The 22,105-nt window shown below is 38.0% G+C and carries 22 protein-coding genes; 12 read left to right on the plus strand and 10 right to left on the minus strand.

The features are described 5' to 3' along the window. Positions 1-132: 132 nt before the first annotated feature. Positions 133-654 (minus strand): NADPH-dependent FMN reductase, encoded by a 522-nt coding sequence (locus AC6H0V_RS00285; protein WP_497561699.1) that lies wholly within the window; start codon positions 652-654, stop codon positions 133-135. 176 nt (positions 655-830) lie between these two features. Between AC6H0V_RS00285 and AC6H0V_RS00290 the strand changes: the two genes are divergently transcribed. The 5 genes from AC6H0V_RS00290 to lepB are packed head-to-tail and all read left to right on the plus strand — an operon-like array spanning position 831 to position 5,192. Continuing rightward, positions 831-1,634 (plus strand): ParA family protein, encoded by an 804-nt coding sequence (locus AC6H0V_RS00290; RefSeq protein WP_497561700.1) that lies wholly within the window; start codon positions 831-833, stop codon positions 1,632-1,634. A 10-nt stretch (positions 1,635-1,644) separates the two neighbouring features. Next, entirely contained in the window at positions 1,645-2,547 is a 903-nt protein-coding gene (locus tag AC6H0V_RS00295) for a ParB/RepB/Spo0J family partition protein (protein WP_497561701.1), read from the plus strand. Then, positions 2,547-3,215 carry a DUF5683 domain-containing protein gene (locus AC6H0V_RS00300; RefSeq protein ID WP_497561702.1) on the plus strand — a complete coding sequence of 223 codons (669 nt, stop codon included), beginning with the start codon at positions 2,547-2,549 and terminating at the stop codon, positions 3,213-3,215. Before AC6H0V_RS00295 ends, AC6H0V_RS00300 begins: the two co-directional genes overlap by 1 nt. Continuing rightward, on the plus strand, positions 3,212-3,952 hold the full coding sequence (gene dapB, locus AC6H0V_RS00305; protein ID WP_497561703.1) for a 4-hydroxy-tetrahydrodipicolinate reductase: 741 nt from the start codon (positions 3,212-3,214) through the stop codon (positions 3,950-3,952). Before AC6H0V_RS00300 ends, dapB begins: the two co-directional genes overlap by 4 nt. A gap of 46 nt (positions 3,953-3,998) precedes the next feature. Further along, the gene (gene lepB, locus AC6H0V_RS00310; protein WP_497561704.1) at positions 3,999-5,192 is read left to right on the plus strand and encodes a signal peptidase I; all 1,194 of its coding nucleotides are present in this window, start codon (positions 3,999-4,001) and stop codon (positions 5,190-5,192) included. A gap of 8 nt (positions 5,193-5,200) precedes the next feature. Here lepB and AC6H0V_RS00315 read toward each other — a convergent pair whose 3' ends face one another. The 8 genes from AC6H0V_RS00315 to AC6H0V_RS00350 all read right to left on the minus strand — a co-directional run bounded on the left by AC6H0V_RS00315 (position 5,201) and on the right by AC6H0V_RS00350 (position 11,732). Beyond that, positions 5,201-6,286, minus strand: a complete 1,086-nt coding sequence (locus AC6H0V_RS00315; protein WP_497561705.1) for an Ldh family oxidoreductase — start codon at positions 6,284-6,286, stop codon at positions 5,201-5,203. Positions 6,287-6,361: 75 nt separating this feature from the next. Continuing rightward, positions 6,362-7,948, minus strand: a complete 1,587-nt coding sequence (bshC, locus tag AC6H0V_RS00320) for a bacillithiol biosynthesis cysteine-adding enzyme BshC (protein ID WP_497561706.1) — start codon at positions 7,946-7,948, stop codon at positions 6,362-6,364. A gap of 97 nt (positions 7,949-8,045) precedes the next feature. Further along, positions 8,046-9,386, minus strand: coding sequence for a 30S ribosomal protein S12 methylthiotransferase RimO (rimO, locus tag AC6H0V_RS00325; protein ID WP_497561707.1), 1,341 nt, complete (start codon positions 9,384-9,386; stop codon positions 8,046-8,048). Between the two features lie 57 nt (positions 9,387-9,443). Then, positions 9,444-10,406, minus strand: a complete 963-nt coding sequence (gene ftsY, locus AC6H0V_RS00330; RefSeq protein WP_497561708.1) for a signal recognition particle-docking protein FtsY — start codon at positions 10,404-10,406, stop codon at positions 9,444-9,446. A gap of 70 nt (positions 10,407-10,476) precedes the next feature. After that, positions 10,477-10,638, minus strand: coding sequence for a DUF4295 domain-containing protein (locus AC6H0V_RS00335; protein WP_497561709.1), 162 nt, complete (start codon positions 10,636-10,638; stop codon positions 10,477-10,479). A gap of 55 nt (positions 10,639-10,693) precedes the next feature. Beyond that, on the minus strand, positions 10,694-10,876 hold the full coding sequence (gene rpmG, locus AC6H0V_RS00340; protein WP_015809322.1) for a 50S ribosomal protein L33: 183 nt from the start codon (positions 10,874-10,876) through the stop codon (positions 10,694-10,696). Between the two features lie 40 nt (positions 10,877-10,916). Next, complete coding sequence (gene rpmB / locus AC6H0V_RS00345; protein WP_497561710.1) at positions 10,917-11,150, minus strand: 50S ribosomal protein L28; 234 nt, start codon at positions 11,148-11,150, stop codon at positions 10,917-10,919. A gap of 90 nt (positions 11,151-11,240) precedes the next feature. Further along, complete coding sequence (locus AC6H0V_RS00350) at positions 11,241-11,732, minus strand: hypothetical protein (protein WP_497561711.1); 492 nt, start codon at positions 11,730-11,732, stop codon at positions 11,241-11,243. Between the two features lie 113 nt (positions 11,733-11,845). On the opposite strand from AC6H0V_RS00350, the gene acs reads away from it, so the two are divergent. Together acs and AC6H0V_RS00360 are read left to right on the plus strand one after the other, a co-directional pair. After that, positions 11,846-13,744 carry an acetate--CoA ligase gene (acs, locus tag AC6H0V_RS00355; protein ID WP_497561712.1) on the plus strand — a complete coding sequence of 633 codons (1,899 nt, stop codon included), beginning with the start codon at positions 11,846-11,848 and terminating at the stop codon, positions 13,742-13,744. A gap of 193 nt (positions 13,745-13,937) precedes the next feature. Next, positions 13,938-14,123, plus strand: a complete 186-nt coding sequence (locus AC6H0V_RS00360) for a CsbD family protein (protein ID WP_497561713.1) — start codon at positions 13,938-13,940, stop codon at positions 14,121-14,123. 318 nt (positions 14,124-14,441) lie between these two features. Here the strand turns inward: AC6H0V_RS00360 and AC6H0V_RS00365 are convergent, their stop codons facing one another. Further along, positions 14,442-17,375, minus strand: a complete 2,934-nt coding sequence (locus AC6H0V_RS00365; protein ID WP_497561714.1) for a M16 family metallopeptidase — start codon at positions 17,373-17,375, stop codon at positions 14,442-14,444. A 180-nt stretch (positions 17,376-17,555) separates the two neighbouring features. Here AC6H0V_RS00365 and surE point away from each other — a divergent pair, with 180 nt between their 5' ends. The 5 genes from surE (at position 17,556) to AC6H0V_RS00390 (ending at position 22,103) form a co-directional block, all read left to right on the plus strand. After that, entirely contained in the window at positions 17,556-18,395 is an 840-nt protein-coding gene (surE, locus tag AC6H0V_RS00370) for a 5'/3'-nucleotidase SurE (protein WP_497561715.1), read from the plus strand. Position 18,396: 1 nt separating this feature from the next. After that, a complete protein-coding gene (locus AC6H0V_RS00375; RefSeq protein WP_497561716.1) occupies positions 18,397-18,672 on the plus strand; it encodes a stationary phase survival protein SurE in 276 nt (91 codons plus the stop codon). 88 nt (positions 18,673-18,760) lie between these two features. Then, positions 18,761-19,876 carry a lipid-A-disaccharide synthase gene (lpxB, locus tag AC6H0V_RS00380; protein ID WP_497561717.1) on the plus strand — a complete coding sequence of 372 codons (1,116 nt, stop codon included), beginning with the start codon at positions 18,761-18,763 and terminating at the stop codon, positions 19,874-19,876. Positions 19,877-20,080: 204 nt separating this feature from the next. Further along, entirely contained in the window at positions 20,081-20,725 is a 645-nt protein-coding gene (locus AC6H0V_RS00385) for a hypothetical protein (RefSeq protein ID WP_497561718.1), read from the plus strand. 262 nt (positions 20,726-20,987) lie between these two features. Next, complete coding sequence (locus AC6H0V_RS00390; protein ID WP_497561719.1) at positions 20,988-22,103, plus strand: hypothetical protein; 1,116 nt, start codon at positions 20,988-20,990, stop codon at positions 22,101-22,103. The last annotated feature ends 2 nt before the right edge of the window (positions 22,104-22,105 follow it).

The following is a 22,105-nucleotide window of genomic DNA, read 5'->3' on the forward strand; positions in this document are numbered from 1 at the left end:
AAATTTAGCCGGTCAAGTTTCAGAAATCTTTGAAATCATTTTTAATCCCTGCCTGCCGGCATGCAGGTGTGAAATCATCCGCGAAGCGTTATTTACATAGTGTTATCTACTCCCTATCCCATATCTCACGTCTCAATACTTAATAAACTTATCCATTTGTTGCTCAACAAACTTTAACGTATCTTCTTTAAAAAGCTCATCACTTTCATTTAACTCTGTTTTGATATCGGAGATATGCAATCTTAAAGGCATAACATTTAGATGAAGATAGGCGCACACTCCGTTAAAATGCTCAATTCCTCTAATATTTCCATATTTTCCTGATGAAATTCCGAGCAAGCAAGCTTTTTTATCGTAAAAGCTTTCGGGAAATGAACAGGCATCTATAAAAGTTTTAAGCACCCCCGGAAAACTACCGTTATATTCGGGAATAACGAATAAAAATTTACTCGTTTTGGTAATTAATTGTTGGATTTCTTCAAAAGCCTCACTTCTTTTGCCATATAAATCTGTAGCAATCAAAGTTGCTGGCAAATCCTGTAGGTTGAGCAAGGTAGTTTCTACACCCTTTTTGGTTAATTGTTTCTGATAGTATTTCGCTACTTTGAGGGTATTGCTGGAGGGTCTATTGGTACCTGAGATGAGGGTTATCATGCTAAAATTGTTGATAAGATGTTCAAAACACTTATGGCTTTAATACTATAATTATGATTTAGTTTGTATCTTAGCTAATTGTTAAAATTGCCTATTTAACTACAAAAATAGCATTTTTTTCAGCTAATTATTGTAAAATAAAGCCGTTATTCAGATGGCGATTTTTAAAAAGATAGATGAGTAAAATTATTGCTTTAGCAAACCAAAAGGGCGGTGTAGGTAAAACTACTTCGTCTATAAATTTAGCGGCCAGTTTGGCGGTTTTAGAATATAAAACATTATTGGTTGATGCGGATCCTCAAGCAAATTCTACTTCTGGGATAGGTTTTGATCCTCGAAATATTAAAAATAGCATATACGAATGCATTATTAATGATGTTGATCCGCTAGATGCGATCGTAAAAACGGAAACTCCAAATCTAGATCTATTACCTGCGCACATTGATCTTGTAGGTGCGGAGATTGAGATGATAAACTTAACCAGCCGCGAATATAAAATGAAAGCCGTTCTGGAAAAAGTGCGAGACCAGTATGATTTTATCATCATTGATTGTTCACCTTCTTTGGGCTTAATTACGATCAATTCCCTAACTGCTGCCGATTCTGTAATCATTCCTGTGCAATGCGAGTATTTTGCATTAGAAGGATTGGGCAAATTATTGAATACCATTAAGATTGTTCAAAACAGGTTAAACCCTGAATTGCAAATTGAAGGTATCCTGCTCACAATGTACGACGTAAGATTACGTTTATCTAATCAGGTTGTGGAAGAAGTGAAAACACATTTTCAGGATTTGGTTTTTGATACCATCATTCAGCGTAATACACGTTTGAGCGAGGCACCGAGTTATGGGGTTTCTGTTATTATGCACGATGCCAATTGCAAGGGCGCAATTAACTATTTAAACTTGGCCCGTGAAATTGTTCGCAAAAATGGTTTGGTAGCCGAAGAAGAATCTATTAATAAGGCAACCCTATAACGAGATATAGATGACATCTTTTCAGCGAAAAACAGGTTTAGGAAAAGGATTAAGTGCGCTTTTAGATGATACTGATTCGGTTCATCCCTCAAAAAAGAGTGAACGCGATTCCTTTGAACAAACCACCCAGATTGGAAGCATTAGTGAAGTAAATATCAGTGATATCGAAACCAATCCTTACCAACCACGGACAGAATTTGATCAGGTTGCGCTAAATGAACTTGCAGAATCAATAAAAATTCAAGGACTAATCCAGCCGATCACCGTACGGAAAAACGGATCAATATATCAGCTAATCTCTGGTGAGCGTAGGTTAAGGGCAGCTAAATTAGCTGGATTAACCCAAATTCCTGCTTATATCCGTAGTGCAGATGATCAGCAGATGCTGGAAATGGCCTTGATCGAAAACATCCAACGAGAAAATTTAAACGCCCTAGAGGTAGCTTTAAGTTTTCAGATGATGATCGATGAATGTAGCCTAAAACCCGAACAATTGGGCGAACGCGTGGGTAAAAATCGGACAACCGTAAGCAATTACCTCCGTTTGTTGAAATTGCCCGCAGTTATACAAGCTTCTATCCGCGATAATAAAATTTCTATGGGGCATGCCCGAGCATTAATAAGTGTAGAGGAGAGTGATAAGCAACTGTATATCCACCAAGAAATTCTAGATAAAGGACTATCCGTTCGCAAAGTTGAAGAATTGGTTCGGAGCATCCACCATGTGCAGATCAAACCAAAGAATAATGTAGTAGGCGTTTCATTCGAATATCAGAAACTTCAAAAAGATCTTGCCAGTAAATTTGCGACCAAAGTAAAATTAAAGGTGAACGATAATGGAAAAGGTGCAATTGAAATCCCTTTTGTGTCTAATGATGATCTTAACCGCATTTTAGAACTTTTGGATTGGTAATGCGCGCACTTTTGATTTTGATCGTAATCGGAATCTCTTTTGCTTCGGCAAGAGCCCAAACCCCTGTTCGAAAACCAATAGACAGCGTTAAAAAAAGTGTGGACGATACGCTTGCCGCCCCGGTCTACATTAATCAAGGTAAAATAGCTGGGAGAAAAGCCTTTCACCGCTCATTGATATTTCCGGGATTGGGGCAAATCTACAATTACGGGCTGGTAGTTAATGATGTAAAAAGCGGTGCAGTAAACGGGAAAAAAGTGGCTCAAAAGATTTATATCATTGCCAAAATCACAGGTTTATATGTGGGAGGAACATTCTTGGTAATGTCATATGGCGATAATAGAGGGCTGTATAAGGAAGTGTTGGCAGAACTACAGTATCGACAAGAATTTAAGAAACCTAATCCCACTGGAAGGTTTTATCTTTATGATAATACAGATGCACTCAATGTGGCAAAGAATATCTATAAAAGAAATAGTCAGATTGTATTGATTAGTTTGGTAGGCCTATATGGTTTAAATGCTTTAGATGCTTATGTTACCGCCCGTTTAAAGTATTTTAATGTTACCGAAACGTTATCGTTTAAAGTGGCCCCATCGTTAATTAATTCTAAAACCCTTTACGGTTTTAACGCCGCACCATCCTTAAAACTCACTATTAAATTATGAAGATAGCATTATTGGGATACGGCAAAATGGGTCAGATCATTGAACGTTTTGCACAAGAAAGAGGTCATGATGTGGTGCTGAAGATTAATATCGATAATTTGGAAGATTTTACCACCTCTAACCTTCAAAAGGCAGATGTTGCGATAGATTTCAGCGCACCAGATGCCGCAGTGGATAATATTTACAAATGTTTTGATGCAGGCGTTCCCGTGGTAGTAGGCACAACAGGATGGTACGGAAAATTGCAGGAAATCAAAAATGATTGTCTAGATAGTAACAATACCTTGCTTTATGGCTCTAATTTTAGTGTTGGGGTTAACCTTTTCTTTCATTTAAATAAAGTACTTGCAAGGCTGATGAATAATTATCCCGCTTATGAGGTTCAGGTTGAGGAAATTCATCATACACAGAAGCTAGATGCACCAAGTGGTACGGCAATGACCATAGCCGAAGGTATAATCGATGAATTAGATCGGAAATCAGAATGGTTAAATGAAGTGGTAGGTACTCCTATACCTGATGTGATTAAAAATGAACAATTGCTTATCGAATCACATCGCCTAGAAAATGTACCAGGTACACATACCGTGCTTTATAGTAGTGAGGTAGATGAAATAGAAATTAAACATACGGCACATAATAGGGCCGGCTTTGCTTTAGGTGCTGTAATTGCCGCCGAATGGCTAGAAAATAAGCAAGGATTTTATAATATTGCGGATGTTTTTAACTTTAAATAATAATAACGCAGGGCGCTTGGCGCTAAGCGCTTAGCAAACAAAATATATGAACTACAAATTCTGGCAGAAAAATAAGAATGCCGAACCAAAAAAGAAAAAAAGTAAAACGAGAGAATGGACTGATGCTATTATCTTCGCAGTTGTAGCAGCTACTATTATCCGGGTATTTTTTATTGAAGCTTATACCATTCCCTCAGGATCAATGGAAAAATCGTTATTAATTGGCGACTTTTTGTTTGTAAGCAAAGTTAATTATGGGGCTCGTGTACCTATGACACCTATTGCCTTTCCTTTCTCGCACCACACACTTCCTTTTACTCAAACCACTAAAGCTTATTGGGATGGTGTGCAGTGGAAATACAGAAGATTACCTGGATTGCAAGCGATAAAACGTAATGATGTAGTAGTATTTAATTTCCCAGAAGGGGATACGGTTGCTCTAGAATACCAAAATCCGAGTTATTATGATCTAATTAGGGTAAATGGATGGAGGGATGTGAATCAAAAATATACCATTATAAGCAGGCCGGTAGATAAACGAGAAAATTACATCAAACGATGCATAGGTATTGCTGGCGACGTAGTAAGCATGAAAAATGGGGTTGCCAATATAAATGGTAAGGACGAACCGATAAAAAATACAGGTTTAATGCCTTATAGCATCGTATTTACAACGAATGATATCAACTTCGAAGTACTGAAAGACTTGGGGCTAACCGAAATTCAACAGGTATCCCCAGACACTTATGCTGCAACAGCTACGTCAGAAATGATAGATGAAATTAAAAAGAAGGATTATGTAAAGAGCGCAACAATGATGGTTGCAGCCCCAACGGATGAGCTTCCAGGTGGGTTATTTCCACATGATCCGCACAGGAAATGGAATTTGGATAATTTTGGTCCGATAAAAATCCCAGCTAAGGGATGGATGGTACAACTAGACAGTTTAACTATGCCTTTGTATTACAGGGCAATTAGGACCTACGAGGGAAATAAAGTTGAACAGAAGGGAAAGGATTGGTATATCAATGATAAATTAGCTACTTCTTATACCTTCAAAATGGACTATTATTGGATGATGGGTGATAATCGTCATGGTTCTGCTGATTCGCGCTACTGGGGCTTTGTGCCAGAAGATCACATCGTAGGGAAAGCCTTATTTATTTGGATGAGCTTTGACAGTGAAGGTTCTTGGTTTAGCAAAATTCGCTGGAACAGGATTTTTAAGGGGATTAATTAATCAACCAATTAGCTAATTTTAGGAATACCCAATTTAACCGCTAATTCATTCAGATCATTAACAACCACATCGATAATAGGGATACCAGTGTTCTTTCGTTCCTGTTCAAAAGCATGCTCGGGTTCTCCAGGGATAATAACATGTTGAGCAGGATCTATGGTTTTGGCATTCTTAAATCGAGTAATCCAATTGTCGAGATGGGCTTTAAAGTCGCTAACAGGCCTGAAACCATCCACCCGCATGGCGCCTAAAAAATGACCAATCCCTTCGCCAACGGGATCGGTAGGTGGTTCGAGAAAGGATACAAACGGTGGAACCCATGGACCATAATTAGCCCCAGATAGCACAGCTGATAAGATATCAACAGTGGCGCTTAATCCGTATCCTTTATGGCTTCCATGGTCCTTGTCGCTGCCCAACGGCAACAATGAGCCCCCATTTTTAAGTTCGTTTGGATCTGTAGAAATCTTGCCTCCTTTATCTTGCACCCAACCATCAGGAATGCTTTTGTTTGCCCGTTGGGCAATCTCCAGTTTTCCATTCGCCGCCGCCGCCGTAGCCATATCAACCACAACAGGTGGGAATTGTCCCGCCGGAAAAGCGTAGCACATAGGGTTAGTGCCCAATAAACGCTCGTTGGCGTAGGTGGGGGCAACCAATGGACTTGCATTGGTCATGCTTATGCCGATCATATCTTTTTCTACGGCCATAAGCGCATGGTATCCAGCGATGCCGAAGTGATTCGAGTTTTTAACTGCTACCCATCCACTCCCATATTTTTCTGCCTTTTCGATAGCTATCCGCATTGCAAAAGGAGCAACAACCAACCCTAATCCTCCGTCGCCATCTACCGTTGCCGTGGTAGGAGTTTCGTGTACAATTTTAATGGTTGGATTTGGATTGATTCTTTTCTTTTCCCACAGCCGCACATATCCACTTAACCTTGCCACCCCATGAGAATCGATGCCTCGAAGATCTGATCGGATCAAAACATCAGCTGCCAAGGCCGAATGATCGTCAGAACAGCCCATTTTTTTAAAAACAGTGTGTGTAAAAGTTCTAAGTATGTGTTCGGGTAAGGTGATGAAATTCATTTTAACAGTATTGAGTAATGCATATGGAGATGGGGTCTACCTTCGGACTCTCGGACTCCGGACTTTCCGACTCCCTTAAGGCAAAATTAACGTAAAATCTCCTCCTAAGGGCTGGAAATTTTCAATCAGGGTAGATAAAAAATCTTCTCCATAGTTTACATACATAGGAGCAATGTTGAGTACTCTTTCTTGCAGCACACCAGTGGGAAAAAGTCTGTTTTTTACGTTTTCAATTTGTTTTAAAGAGATTTCATGCTTCCTTTTTTCTGCTCGCAGTAATTTTTTTTCTAGGTTACCCAATAATCGAATGGTTTTTACTTTGGCCGACTCAGCAGATAGACCTAGTGTCTTGTCGACTATTTCGGCTTTATTTTCAATTTTTTCAAAGAATGCAATTAAAGTGTCTTTCTCTTCTGTTAAAGTCAATGACAATTTGCTATTTGCTCTTACCCAAGTATCTTGTAAGATTGAGGTTGGTAAAAATGCATCTTCTAGCCTGAAACCTAATTTAGCTAGATTTTCAGCACTGCGTTTATCTATAACTAAGGCAGAATTTCTTAATAATAATACCGGGAAGTCTATCTTATAATGATCAAAGTTTGCTTTTAACTGCATCCAATAAGAAACTTCTGCACCACCTCCTATGTATGCAATATTAGGTAAAATAACTTCTTGGTATAAGGGGCGCATAATTACATTCGGACTGAACCGCTCGGGGTGATTTTTGATCTCCTGTTTCAGTTCTTCTTTTGTAAAGCTTATCTCTGTATGGTTTACGTTGTAATGATTATCTTTTTCTATAATTCTTTCACGGAGATTCTCTTTTAAATAAAAAAAGTTAATTTCCCTGCCATTTACCTGCGTTTTATAACCTCTCTTAGTTAATTCTTCGCTTGTTTTCTCCGTTAGTCTGGAGCTATGTTGTTCAATAATATCTTCTTCAATAATTCCGCTAAATTGCTTTTTCAGCTTAACATCATCAGCATTAATAATTACAAGGCCATACCTTTCAAATAGGCTGTTTACCAAAACACGGGTAGCATCGGCAAGATTATCGTTTTCTAAATATGCAGTCTCTACAAGTTTGGCCAGCTTTTTTCCGTTCTTGCTGATGCCCAAATAACCTTTGTAGGCCATAACTGCTGCCTCAACGGTTTTAGTGCTCAGCCTTCCTGTTGCTCCATTTGTTTGCTGGATCCAACTAATGTCTTTTTCGTCAACACTTACATGATTAATTTCTTCAAAATCATGGTCTTCAGTGGCCATCCAATAAATAGGTACAAAATTCTTTTCGGGATAGGCAATTTTTAGCTCGAGCGCGAGTGTAATTGCAGTTACAATTTTATAGATAAAATATAACGGACCGGTAAATAAATTAAGCTGATGACCCGTAGTGATGGTAAAGGTATTCGCTTCCGCCAGTAAATTAATATTGTGATTTACAGATTTGTTAGTTTTTACGTTTTGGTATTGCTGGGTTAAAACTTCCACCAATTCGGCTCTATTCCCCTTAAACTCTCTATTCTCGACCGCTTTTTTTAATCCCTCCAAATCAGGGCGAAAGCTATAGAAAGACTTTAGAAAAGGATCATCGTCTACATAATCTAAAACCAGTTTAGAAAAAGAATGCGTATCCTGATAAGAGATATATTTTGCCTTCATGTGTTATATAAGCTTTGACAAACTTTAGGCAATTTGCACAATAAGTTTGTCAAAGCGCTCATGCCTTTCGCAAATAATTTGTTAATATTTTAAAGATTTACAAGTTATGGACAATTTGGCCATATAGATCAAAATCTTCTGCTCGATCTATTTTAACGTTTACGAAACTTCCATTGGCAGCATAGCCAGAATAGGCATCAATCAAAACTTCATTATCTACTTCGGGTGAGTCGAATTCTGTTCTTCCGATAAAAAAATCTCCTTCTTTCCTGTCGATCAATACCTTGAACGTTTTGCCTATTTTTTCTTGATTGATATCAAATGAAATCCCTTGTTGTAACTCCATTATGGCATCCACACGGGCTTGTTTGGTTTCTTCGGGTACATCATCAATTAACTGATGGGCATGGGTTTTTTCCTCGTGAGAATAAGTAAAACAACCTAAGCGATCAAAGCGTGTTTCTTCAACCCAATTGTACATTTCTTCAAAATCTTGCTCTGTTTCTCCCGGATAGCCGCAAATTAATGTGGTACGCATAGCGATGTTAGGTACTTTGGCACGGATTTCACTTACAATATCTATCGTTTTTTGTTTAGTTATGCCACGGCGCATAGATTTAAGCATCTGATCGGTGATGTGCTGTAAGGGCATATCTAAGTACTTGCAGATGTTTTCACGCTCATTCATCGCATCCAAAATTTCCATGGGAAAACCAGAAGGATAAGCGTACTGCAGTCTGATCCATTCAATGCCATTAACATCGGATAAACGACGCAATAATTCGTCTAAATTTCTTTTGCCATAAATATCAAGCCCGTAATAGGTAAGGTCTTGAGCAATTAAGATAAGTTCCTTTGTGCCATTGGCTGCTAAAATTTTAGCTTCGTTAACCAGTTCGTTCATGTCTCTCGACACATGCTTGCCACGCATCAGCGGGATGGCGCAAAATGAACATGGGCGGTTACATCCTTCAGCTATTTTAAAATAGGCAAAGTGCGAAGGTGTGGTTAATAATCGTTCGCCGATAAGCTCATGTTTGTAATTTGCACCAAGACTATGAAGTATGTTTTGGAGATCATTGGTACCAAAATAGGCATCAACGTTTGTGATTTCAGATTCTAATTCGGGCTTGTAGCGTTCAGAAAGGCATCCGGTTACGATAACCTTACTAATTTTACCCTCGTCTTTAAGCTGACTGTATTGTAAAATCGTATCAATTGATTCCTGTTTGGCGTTATCTATAAATCCACAGGTATTAATTACAACGATATCGTTTTTGCCCATGGAACTTGCCTCATGTTCAACTGCCAAATTATTTCCACGTAATTGCCCCATCAACACTTCCGAATCATAGGTGTTTTTGGAACAACCTAAGGTAATTACGTTAATTTTAGGTTTAGCTATGATAAGGTCTTTTTTAAAATTTTTAGTGTCCATGTTGTGGTAATTAATGTGATAATTTGTGAATTAGCCAATTAGCTAATTACCACATCTCTAATTGAATAAACTATTTACGAAGGCTTTCTTATCAAACAACTGGAGGTCATCCATTTTTTCGCCTACTCCGATATATTTTACCGGAATTTTAAATTGATCTGAAATTCCAATTACTACACCACCTTTTGCAGTACCATCTAATTTGGTAATGGCCAATGCGTTAACATCGGTTGCTTCGGTAAACTGCTTGCATTGTTCAAAAGCGTTCTGCCCTGTAGAGCCATCTAAAACCAATAAAATTTCGTGTGGGGCATTGGGAATAACTTTTTGCATCACATTTTTTATTTTACCGAGTTCATTCATCAATCCCACTTTGTTGTGCAATCGTCCGGCAGTATCTATAATTACTACGTCTTCATTGTTCGCAACCGCTGATTGCAGGGTGTCAAAAGCTACTGAAGCTGGATCTGATCCCATTGCCTGCGCCACTACTCTAACGCCTACTCTTTCTCCCCATAGTTTAATCTGTTCTACAGCAGCAGCTCTAAACGTATCTGCGGCACCTAATACTACCTTAAGGTTTTCATTCTTAAGTTTATGGGCAAGTTTTCCAATAGTGGTTGTTTTGCCCACGCCGTTTACACCAACAACCATTATCACATACGGTTTATGATCGCCATATTCGAAATTTCTGAAATCATTACTGTTGTTTTCGGCCAATAACAGCTGGATTTCATCCCGAAGAAGGTGGTTTAATTCTGTTGTAGAAAGGTATTTGTCTTTTGCAACACGGGCTTGGATTCTATCTATGATTTTTAACGTAGTAGTTACGCCAACATCGGAAGTAACCAATACTTCTTCTAGATTGTCCAATACATCATCATCTACTGATGATTTACCTGCAACAGCTTTAGTTATTTTACTTAAAAAACCCTCTTTAGTTTTTTCTAGCCCTTTTTCTAAAGCCTGTTGTGCTTCAGGAGCAGTTTCTTTTTTCTTAAAAAAATCGAATAGACCCATAGAATGATATTAAAATAAAAAAGCCCTTCCGTTTAATACGGAACGGCTTTAATGCTATTCGTTACTAAGATTACTTGCTGATACCAGCAATCGCATCTTTAACGTGATCGTTATGCACAATGATTTCTTTGAATGAATATGCACCACTTTTTGGTGATTTCGTCATTGTAATAACTTTCGAATATTCTTTTCCTGTACCCGTTTTTAGGGTTGCAACTACTTTCTTTGCCATGTCTTTTTTAAATTAATTAGCTAATTAGCCTCCCGATAGCTATCGGGATAGCTAATTATTTTATTTCTTTATGTACAGTTACTTTTCTCAATACTGGGTTAAATTTTTTCAATTCTAAACGCTCAGTAGTATTTTTACGGTTTTTTGTAGAAATATATCTAGACATACCTGGCATGCCACTAGTTTTATGCTCAGTACATTCTAGAATAACCTGTACTCTGTTACCTTTTTTTGCCATTTTATTTATTATTGTAGCTGATGGATGTCAGCAATTGTTATTACAAATGTCCTTTTTTCACGAAGCGATTAATCGCTGCCGAAATACCAATTTTATTGATGGTTTTAATAGCTGATGTAGACACTTTTAGTGTTATCCAGCTATCTTCTTCAGGGATATAAAATTTCTGAAGTTGTAGGTTTGGGTAAAATTTGCGTTTAGTTTTAACGTTTGAGTGAGAAACATTAAATCCTGACATCGCTTTTTTTCCGGTTAAATCACAAACTCTTGACATGACTTTATTTATTATATGGATTATTCGCTACTTAATTTTTTTAAGAGTGTGCAAATATCAGCATTATTTTTGTAATCGTCAAGGGCAATGCTAATTATTTTTTAATTCAATTCCAATATTCCATTCGCCAGCTTCTGTAAGTTCTACATCCATACTTTCAGCTCCGCTAAATAGCTTTAATCTCAATGGAAATTCTACCCCTGTAAAAGTGAATAGATTACGATATTTTGTTTCCTTGCTATTTTTTATTTCGGTGTAGTTGCCCTTAATGATATCGATCTTATCAAAAATCGGCACAGAACCATCTTCATTATACCTTTTACTGGTAATTACGGTGCCGTTAACAGAGTTGGAAGAAGGGATGGGAGTGGGATAACCAAAACGAATATAAACTATATTTTCATTCGATTTCTTGTCTTTACTAAAGGTTACGTTACCTATATTTTCAGATTTGCTGAAGAGCAAATAGTTTTTACCTTTTTTTAGGGTATCTAAGGAGGATTTGTCTATAAAACCGATTTTAGCCGACGATTGTAAACTGATCAAAGCTAAAAAAGCCATCAGGCATAGGGATTTCTTCATAGGGAGTATCAATTTGTGCAACCCAAATATAACGTTTGATTTATTTAAGTATTATTTTTTTTAAACTTTGGTATAACACTATATTTGGGTCATCAACTCACAACCAGATTAAAATGCAGATCACTTCCTTTAAAGAATACCAGGAAACCTATCAGAAAAGCGTAAATGAGCCAGAAAAATTTTGGGCGGAGATTGCGGATAATTTTCTCTGGAAAAAAAAATGGGATAATGTACTTTCTTGGAACTTTAGCGAACCTAATATCAAGTGGTTTGAAGGAGCGAAATTAAATATCACTGACAATTGTTTGGATCGTCATATTATAACCGATGGTGATAAGCCAGCCATTATTTGGGAACCAAATGACCCTGAAAAGGATAGCATAACGTTAAGCTATAGAGTATTGCATGATCGCGTTTGCCGGTTTGCTAATGTGTTGAAAAAGAATGGCGTTAAAAAGGGCGATCGGATTTGTATCTACATGCCGATGGTCCCGGAGTTGGCAATAGCTGTTCTGGCCTGTGCTCGAATTGGTGCAGTACATTCGGTTGTGTTTGGTGGTTTTTCGGCCAAGTCTATAGCAGATCGCATTAATGATGCCGCCTGCAAACTGGTGATCACCGCTGATGGCGCTTTCCGAGGCAATAAACAGATCCAATTAAAAGAGGTAATAGACGACGCCTTAATAGGCTGCCCAACCATCGAAAGAGTAATTGTTCTTACCCATACCCGAACTCCAGTATCCATGTTAAAAGGGCGGGATTGTTGGTGGGAAGATGAAGTGAAACTGGTTGATGCTAACTGCATAGCCGAAGAAATGGATGCGGAGGATCTCCTATTTATTTTGTATACCTCTGGATCAACCGGTAAACCAAAGGGTGTGGTGCATACCTGTGGTGGGTATATGGTATATGCAGGCTATACTTTCTCTAATGTCTTCAATTATCAACCAGGCGAAGTGTTTTTCTGTACGGCTGATATTGGCTGGATTACCGGACATTCTTATATTGTTTATGGCCCCCTTTCTCAAGGTGCAACTACATTAATGTTTGAGGGGATCCCAACTTATCCTAATGCATCCCGTTTTTGGGAAATTGTAGAGAAGCATAAAGTAAATATTTTATACACTGCCCCAACCGCTATTCGCTCATTGATGGGCTTTGGTACCGAACCACTAAAAGGCATCGACCTAAGTAGTCTTCGGGTATTAGGTTCTGTAGGTGAGCCGATTAATGAAGAAGCCTGGCACTGGTACAACGAAGAAGTTGGGCATAAGAACGCCCCGATAGTTGATACTTGGTGGCAGACCGAAACGGGAGGGATTATGATTTCTCCAATTGCCTACGTTACCCCAACCAAGCCTAGTTTTGCTACGTTGCCCCTACCCGGTATTCAGCCAATTTTGGTTGATGAAAACGGTAAAGAGATTGAAGGAAACGGTGTAAACGGGAATTTATGTATCAAATTTCCATGGCCAGGTATGTTGCGAACTACCTATGGCGATCATGAACGTTGTAAGCTTACGTATTTTTCGACATACGAAAATTTATATTTTACGGGTGATGGGTGTTTACGTGATGAAGATGGTTATTATCGGATTACCGGAAGGGTTGATGATGTTATTAATGTTTCTGGGCACAGAATTGGCACAGCCGAAGTAGAAAATGCAATAAATATGCATGCCGGTGTGATAGAAAGCGCAGTTGTAGGCTATCCCCATGATGTAAAGGGCCAAGGTATTTTTGCTTTTGTAATTTATCCGGGGTTAAGTAAAGATGAAGATTTGACCAGAAAAGACATCCTCCAAACGGTAACGCGTGTAATTGGCGCTATCGCAAAACCAGATAAAATTCTCTTTGTTTCAGGACTGCCCAAAACAAGGTCGGGAAAAATAATGCGACGTATTTTACGAAAAGTTGCCGAAGGTGATACCTCAAGCCTCGGAGATGTGAGTACCTTGCTTGATCCAACTATTGTACAAGAAATTATAGATAATGCTCGATTAATTCGATAATTAGCCAATGTGATGATAAGCTAATGTGATGATGGGATAATTAGCTAATTGTGGCTAGATGCATGGATTCGTCGGTTCAAGTCATTAGCTAATGTGATAATTCGCTAATTCAAAGAGTTATTAATATAAACATTCTCCTTTCCTAAGTGTTCTTTAGGTAATCAATCAATTGTAAAACCTAAAAACTACAACAATGGACAAGTTAGAATGGCAAGGCAGATGGAATGAAATCAAAGGTAAAGTTAAACAGGCCTATGGCGATTTAACTGATGATGATTTAGCACACGAAGAAGGCAAAGATGATGAACTCTTAGGCAGAATCCAGGAAAAAACCGGTAAAGGTAGAGACGAACTGGTAAAGTGGATTAAGTCGTTATAATAGAGTTTTGGTAAATTTTTTAACCACCTTAGACACCTAAGGCGCCTAAGATCACGACCCTATAATCCAAATAGAACCTGATATTGTCAGCCTGAGGCTCTCGAAGGCCTAGGTAACTGAGCGAAAGATACGAGGTATTTGACAGTATACTCCCGACGTGCTTCGAGAGCCTCAGCATGACATACTTGAGAGAACACTATTTAAATCGTAGTAGACCTAACCAAAAAAGCAGTCCTCCTCAGAGAACTGCTTTTTTTTAGTTTGAGCTTGGAGTAATAAGTTGCTATGTTCCAACTCCAAACGCTTTGCGCTCAGCGCCTAGTATCCAAACAATTGTTCTAAGGTTAGCGTGGTTACGGCACCAAATTTTTGCATATCTTCCAATTTCACTCTCTTATCAGAGGCCACAATTACATACGTATATGGTTTGTTGGCCACTTTATCTGCGTGAAAAGCTTTAATTGTTGCAAAGTCTATTGGTTTTAGTTCTTTGTAAAGATCTGTTCTTGAATCATAGTCGTAACCCAACTTCTTGTCTGCGAAATAATAGAAAAATACACCGTCTTTAGTTACACGGGTAGTTTCTAAGCTGTTTAATACATTCGCTTTTGCGCCTTCAAAGGATTTATCACTCTGTGGCAATACGTTTAACAATTCGTTCATTCCGTTTATGGCATCGGTCATTTTATCGGCCTGACTACCTACATAGGCAATCATACTGTATTGTTTTTCTGCCTTGTCTGGCGAAACATATTGAGCAAACGTAGAGTAAGCCAGTGCTTTCGATTCTCTAATGGTTTGGAACACGATAGAGCCCATTCCGCCACCAAAATAATTATTGAAAACTTGAATATTCGCCGCATCATTTTTATTATACAAACCTGTGTTTCTTAACCAACGGATTTCAGATTGTACCATATCGTAATTGGCAAAATAAACCTGATTTGCATTCTGTGTAGTGTAAGTATAAACTTTGGCCGGTGCCGCAGGGGTGAACTCTTTAGGCATCAAATGTACTTTTTTAACATCTGCAGTAAATGAGGCGACATCTTTTGGTCCATAATACGTGATTGCATGCTCGTAATTGGTAAGGTTATGGATTAATGAAATCAGATCTTCTGCTTTGATGTTTTTAACCTCATCATTGCTTAACACGTTGTTAAACGGATTAACAGCGCCATATTGGGCGTAAGAGGTTAATGCATTCATGATCTGTGCCTTATTCAATTTATTATTTTCACGGCTTTTCAAGATTGTTCCCTTCAAATCAGCCAATGCTTTTTCATTCGGTTTAACATTTGCTAAAACATGTTCAACTAAGCTCACCGCTTTGTCGAAGTTTTCTTGTAAACCACTGATACTAATTGTAGTAACTTCAGCTCCAACATTTACACTATAGCTACAGGCGATATCGTAAAATGCCTTGCTCAACTCTTCGGCAGTATATTTATCGGTACCCAAAAATGTAAGATAAGTTGATGCATACGGTAATAACTTGTAATTATTGGCGCCGATGTTAATTCTATAGCTCATTCTAAAGATAGAATTGTCCAAATTTTTGGTAGTTAATACATCGGCTAAGCCCGCTTTACCAAAAACTATATCTTTTTTATAATCTAGAAACTTAGGAGCAATGGCTTTAACTGGCATTGCTAAGGTATTTTTAACAAATGGAGAAGTTAAACCCGCGTTAGCATTTATCGGCGTGATTGCCGGTTTTTCTACTTTTACCGTGTTTTTGTCTACACCTTTGCGTTTATAGCCAATTACATAATTGTCTTGGAAAAACTGGTTGGCGAAGGCAACAACCTGTGCCTTTGTGATTTTAGCCTTATCTTCAATATCTCCCAAACTTTTGTCCCATTTGGTTCCTCTATTTAAAATAAATTCGGTAGATAAATTTTCAGCTCTATTACCGTTACTATCAAATGCTTGTAAGAAGCCTAGCTTTTGATTGGCAACTATGGCTTTTAATAAGCCATCATCAAATTGCCCTTGTTTTAAAAGCTCAATTTGGCCTAAAAGTAATTGGGCAGCTTCTTCTAAGGTTTGACCAGCTCTAGGAGTTGCCGACAAATTGAAAACTCCATAATCTTTCATTTGCTGATAACCCGCGCTAGATCTTAAGGTTTTTTGCTGTTTGTTAAGGTTGATATCGATCAATCCTGCTTTACCGTTTACTAAGATACTACGGATAAGGTCTAACATCAGGCTTTGCTGTGTGTTTTCTGCATAACCACGGTAATAAATCTCAACCATTTCTGCTGCAGGGCCTAAAACTTCAACCTGTTGGATTTTGGTTAACGGTTTTTCAGGAGCAGGATTATATAGGGTAACAGGTTTAGGTACCATGTAGGCAAAGGTTTTATCAACCTTTTTAATCATTTCATCCGGATTAAAGTCGCCAGTGAAAATAGCCGCCATGTTATTTGGAACATAATATTTATTGTAATAATTTCTAATTTCTACTAAAGATGGGTTTTTCAAATGTTCTATTGTGCCGATCGTAGTCTGTTGTCCGTAGTTGTGTACGGGGAACAACAATTCCATCATCGCTTCATCTAATTTGTTAGGATCACTGTCTAAGCCACGATTTTTCTCTTCATAAACAGCTTCTAATTCTGTATGGAAAATACGGAAAATAGGTTTACGAAACCTTTCGCCTTGAACGGCTAAGAAGCGATCAACAGAGTTTGACGGGAAGTCTTCGTTATATACCGTTTCTTCGTACCAGGTATGCGCATTTGAAGAGGTGCTTCCAATAGCCGACATCAATTTATCGTATTCATTGGCAATAGAATAATTAGAAGCCTCTCCAGAGGTTTTGTCAATTTCTTTATAAATTTCCTTGCGTTGAGCTGGATCGGTTGTCTTATTGTACTTTTCGTAAAGCGCATCGATCTTATCCAAATATGGTTTTTCTTTTTCCCAGTTATTGGTTCCGTATTTATCGGTTCCTTTAAATAAAACATGTTCTAAATAATGCGCCAATCCTGTTGCATTTTTAGGATCAGTATTACTGCCTGCTCTAACAGCCATACGGAACTCGATGTTCGGTTCTTTGTTATTAGGCGATAAAATTACTGTTAATCCATTTTTCAAGGTGTAAAAACGGGTTTTAGAAGGGTCATTGCTTACATATTTGTAAGTGTACCCATTGGCTGTGGCAGTTTTCCATTGGTAAGTGGATTGAGCCATCAAGCTTGAGCCTGTAATTAGTAAACAGACTAAAAAAAGTAGTTTATTTTTCATTCGTTTGATAAAATTAAGTGGTCGACCGTATCACTAATAAATGAATAGGATCAGTTTAAACAATAAGCTAATCAAATATAGTTGCTAGATTTCACTTTCCTAAGAAATGGACGAAAAATAATTAGCTAATTAGCTAATCTGCTAATTAGCTAATCGGAATTAATCTTGTATTTTTACGCTATGAATAAAACTGCAAAGAAACCAACTATTTTAGTGGTTAATGATGATGGAATTACGGCTCCTGGCATTAAAAGCCTGATTGAAGTAATGCAAGAAATCGGAAATGTAGTGGTAGTAGCTCCAGATGGTCCGCAATCGGGAATGGGACATGCGATTACCATTGGCAAACCCCTACGTTTTGATAAGGTTGACCTATACCCAGGCGTAGAGATGTACAAATGTTCAGGTACTCCCGTAGATTGTGTGAAACTGGCAGTAAATAAAGTCTTTAAGGGAAAAAAGCCAGACCTATGTGTTTCGGGTATTAACCATGGATTAAATAATTCTATCAATGTAATTTATTCTGGCACCATGTCTGCTGCGGTTGAAGGTGCCATCGAGAAAATTCCTTCCATTGGATTTTCCTTAGATGATTTTTCGCAGGAGGCAGATTTTAGCCATTGTAAAAAATTTATTAAAACTATTGCTTTGAAAGTTTTAACCAACGGCTTACCGGAAGCAACCTTGTTGAATGTGAATTTTCCAAAGGGTGCTGATCTAAAGGGAATTAAAATTTGTAGACAGGCAAATGCAAAATGGGCCGAAGACTTTGAAGAAAGAACCGACCCCTATAAACGTCATTATTATTGGCTCACTGGAGTTTTCGAAAACTATGATAAAGGAGAAGATACAGATGTTTGGGCGTTAGATCATGGTTTTGTTTCTGTTGTTCCTGTACAATTTGATCTAACCGCACATCATGCCATCCCAATTTTAAATACCTGGGGCTTTACAGAAATTTTAGATAATAGTGCCAAAACCAGGCAAACTAATGGCCCTGATGGAAATAACCTAGGTTAATATGATAGAAAAGATCAGGTCAATAATAGATAGTGTTTGGATTGGCATTGCAATTGGGTTTATTGCGCCGATCATCCCAGGAATAGGAGCATGGGTGCTGATGCAAAAAGTTATCGCATTACGCAATGCGGATTTATTGCTGATAGCATGTATCGCCATAAATGCAGTTTTGATGAACTACTTTTTTAAAATAAACAAGGATAATATCGCAAGGGGCATTATCAGTGTTACGTTTCTATGGGCCTTTGCTTTTTTTTATTATAAGGTATTAAGGTAAAAGCTTAAAGCTCAAAGCAAAAAGCCAAAAGCTGACAATAATATAACTATGTCTTACATCTCATCTCTCACATCTCAAATCTAGTACAATGAATTACTACCTCATAGCTGGCGAAGCTTCTGGCGATCTGCACGGTGCTAATTTAATGAAGGCGCTTAAAACTGAGGACCAAAATGCGAATTTTAGGTATTTTGGTGGCGACAAAATGCAGGCCGAGGGTGGGGTATTAGTAAAGCATTATGCGGATATGGCCTTTATGGGCTTTACCGAGGTGGTGTTAAACTTAAAAACTGTTCTTAAAAACCTAAGTGTTTGCAAAGCGGATATTTTGGCAAATCGACCAGACGTATTGGTATTGATTGATTTCCCAGGATTTAATCTGAAAATTGCCGAGTTTGCAAAAAAACATCAACTGAAAGTTTGCTACTATATTTCGCCAAAAGTATGGGCATGGAACCAAAAAAGAGTACTCAAAATAAAACGTGTGGTAGACCAGTTATTTTGCATCCTACCCTTTGAAGTAGAGTTTTACAAATCATGGGGGATGGATGTGGCATATGTAGGCAATCCATTATTAGACGAAATTGATCAATTCTCTCCGGATCCAAATTTTATTTCCAATCACACTTTATCACATCAAAAAATAATAGCGCTCTTGCCTGGGAGCAGAAAGCAGGAAATAGAACGTTTGTTGCCAGATATGCTCAGTATTATCGATCAATTTCCCGACTATCAGTTTGTGGTTGCCGCAGCTCCTACGTTTACCGCAGCATATTACCAACAGTATATTGGCGATAAAAAAGTTAAACTTGTGTTTTCACAAACCTATAATTTATTGCATTATGCCCATGCAGCATTAGTGGCATCGGGAACGGCAACTTTAGAAACAGCTTTGTTTAAAATCCCTCAGGTGGTATTGTATCGAGGGGGAGCAATATCGGTGGGAATTGCAAGATTGTTAGTTAAAATCAAATTTATCTCACTGGTTAATTTAATAATGGATAGAAAAGTGGTCACTGAACTTATCCAACAGGATTGTAACCGTGTAAATATTGCTTCCGAGTTAAGCTCAGTTGTAGATGGCGCTGGTAGGCATAAAATGATGGAGGGTTATGAGGAATTGGCGCTAAAAATGGGAACAGCTGGTGCCTCAGAGCGGACAGCGAAACTGATCGTCGCTTATTTAACTCAAATCACTCCTTAAAGTTAGCCTGAAATTCTAGAAGCCAACATATTCTTGAAGAGGGCTAACTGTTATAATTTTTCTAAAGCAAGAGAACATCGAGTGCCTCAGGTTCTTGATTTGTAGATTTTTTAGAAAATTTGAAAATTTAAGACTTTTTAACATTTAGCATTTGTGAAGTTGTAATGGATTAGATATTATTGCAGCCTAAATAAACGCTAACAAATGAAAAAATTTAAATTATTATGCTTAATGATTGTATTAAGCATTGGTGCGAAGGCACAGCTAGAAGGTTCCAAGCAAGTTTTTGAAAGTCCGAAGTTAAAAAGTGTAATTGCACTGCATAAAGTAGTGGCTATTTTACCTTTCGATACCAAAATCAGTTACAAGAAACCACCAAAAAACTACAGCGAAAGTGGAAATGCCGCACAAGAAAAAGGCATGTCATTCTCTATCCAATCCAGCCTTTATACTTTCCTATTGCGAAAAGGTAGTGACTATTCAGTAACTTTTCAGGAGGTGAGTAAAACCAATACGTTGCTCAGAAAGGCAGGAATGCTTGATAAGTTGGGCGAATTTACAAAAGATGAAATTGCAAAAGTTTTAGGAGTTGATGCAGTACTCGGCGGTCGTTTTGAAACAGAACAGACAAAATCTGAAGCGGGTGCCATTGCTTCTGCGGTGCTATTTGGAGGTCTTGGAGGTAAAACAGGTTCGGGAAGCTTAACCCTAACGTTAAATAATGCTGCAGATGGCGAATTATTATGGCGCTTTTTCAAAACTATGGATGATAACATCACTGCCTCTACTGATGATTTGATAGAGCGCATGATGCGCAAAGTTTCTAGAAATTTCCCATATACAAAATAGGCCCGCTTTTAACTGCACGTTATTTTTAAAATAAACCCTATTGATAAAAGGTATTTGCGTTAAAGGCAAATTTGTCTAATACTGCGGTATCTTTTATCAGCAGTGGGAATTTGGAGCACCGAAAGAATGCCCAAATTGATCTATTAGCTGTAAGCTAATTCTAGCGCAAGATTTTATCTTTCTTATATTTTATTCATTATGACCTTGTTATTGATTTTTCATTAGGTAATTTTTATATTTAAGTATAAAAAAAATTAACGTTATGCTTAAATCATTCTCTCTCACTTCAATTTTTTTATTTTGCTTGATTTTTACTGAGGTAAAATCGCAAGATCCCACTCTAGCAAATATAGAGGCAAAAACAAAACGTACGACAGCAGTATTTCTGGAACGTCGAGACACACACGCCCGGTTTAATGAAGACATTTCATCAAGTGTTTTTTTATCAAAGGCATCTTTTTATTCAAATAAACGATGGGCCAGCGCCGAATTACCAGATCGATACCCTTTTGTATTGGATGCAAGGGTAAGCCCATATATCGATATTTCTTCAGAAAACTGGAATTTCGGCAGTGCAGAAAACTCGGTAATGGTTGCATTGTATTTTAATCCCGATTTCGAAGTTCGAATTTTGGAAAATGATTATCGGATAGGTGATCGCTCACACCCCGTTAGGACGGCCTCTTTTAGACCGGGTGGAGAATTATTTCTAAGTACCTTGAAGCTATATGATAAAAGCAAAAAGAGTCGCTTTGCAGTCTCGTTTAAATTTAATCACCACTCTGATGGGCAGGATGGCGAAGAATTCAACAGTGTTGATAGGCCCTGGGGGAAGAGAGGTTATGCAAATACCTATAATGGCGATTTTGCGGATGATTTCTTGCTGGGATTTAATGTAATTGGTTTTCATAAAAGCAAGGAAGAATTTCACAATTTCTCTGGCAAACTTGGCTTTTCCACTTCAACTGGGCTTTCTGAAGGACTTAAACTTTATAATGTTTACGGCACTAGGCGGATCAACTTGCTTGCAAATTGGGCCTACATGCCAAAATATAGAGTCTTCATTAATGGCAGGCCTGAAACTGGAGGTAGGGATTTTCATGTAGAACGGACAAGGGTTGAATTATATGCAAGCCTAATTACTAATCCCATGATGGTTGGCTCTATTTATGATCTGAAAAAAGCAACGTTTGCCGATAGAATTAATTTTCATGTTACGGGACATTACCGGATCCCAGGATTTACTTCGGCAGGCCTGTTTGCCGAAGGAGGATATTATGGACAAGATCTCTATAATATCTATTACCAACAATCAAGCTGGTTTTATAAAATCGGGATCAGTTTCGGGCTATTTAAATACAATTATGCTCCAAATTGATT

It is taken from the genome of Pedobacter sp. NO84, assembly GCF_059703915.1.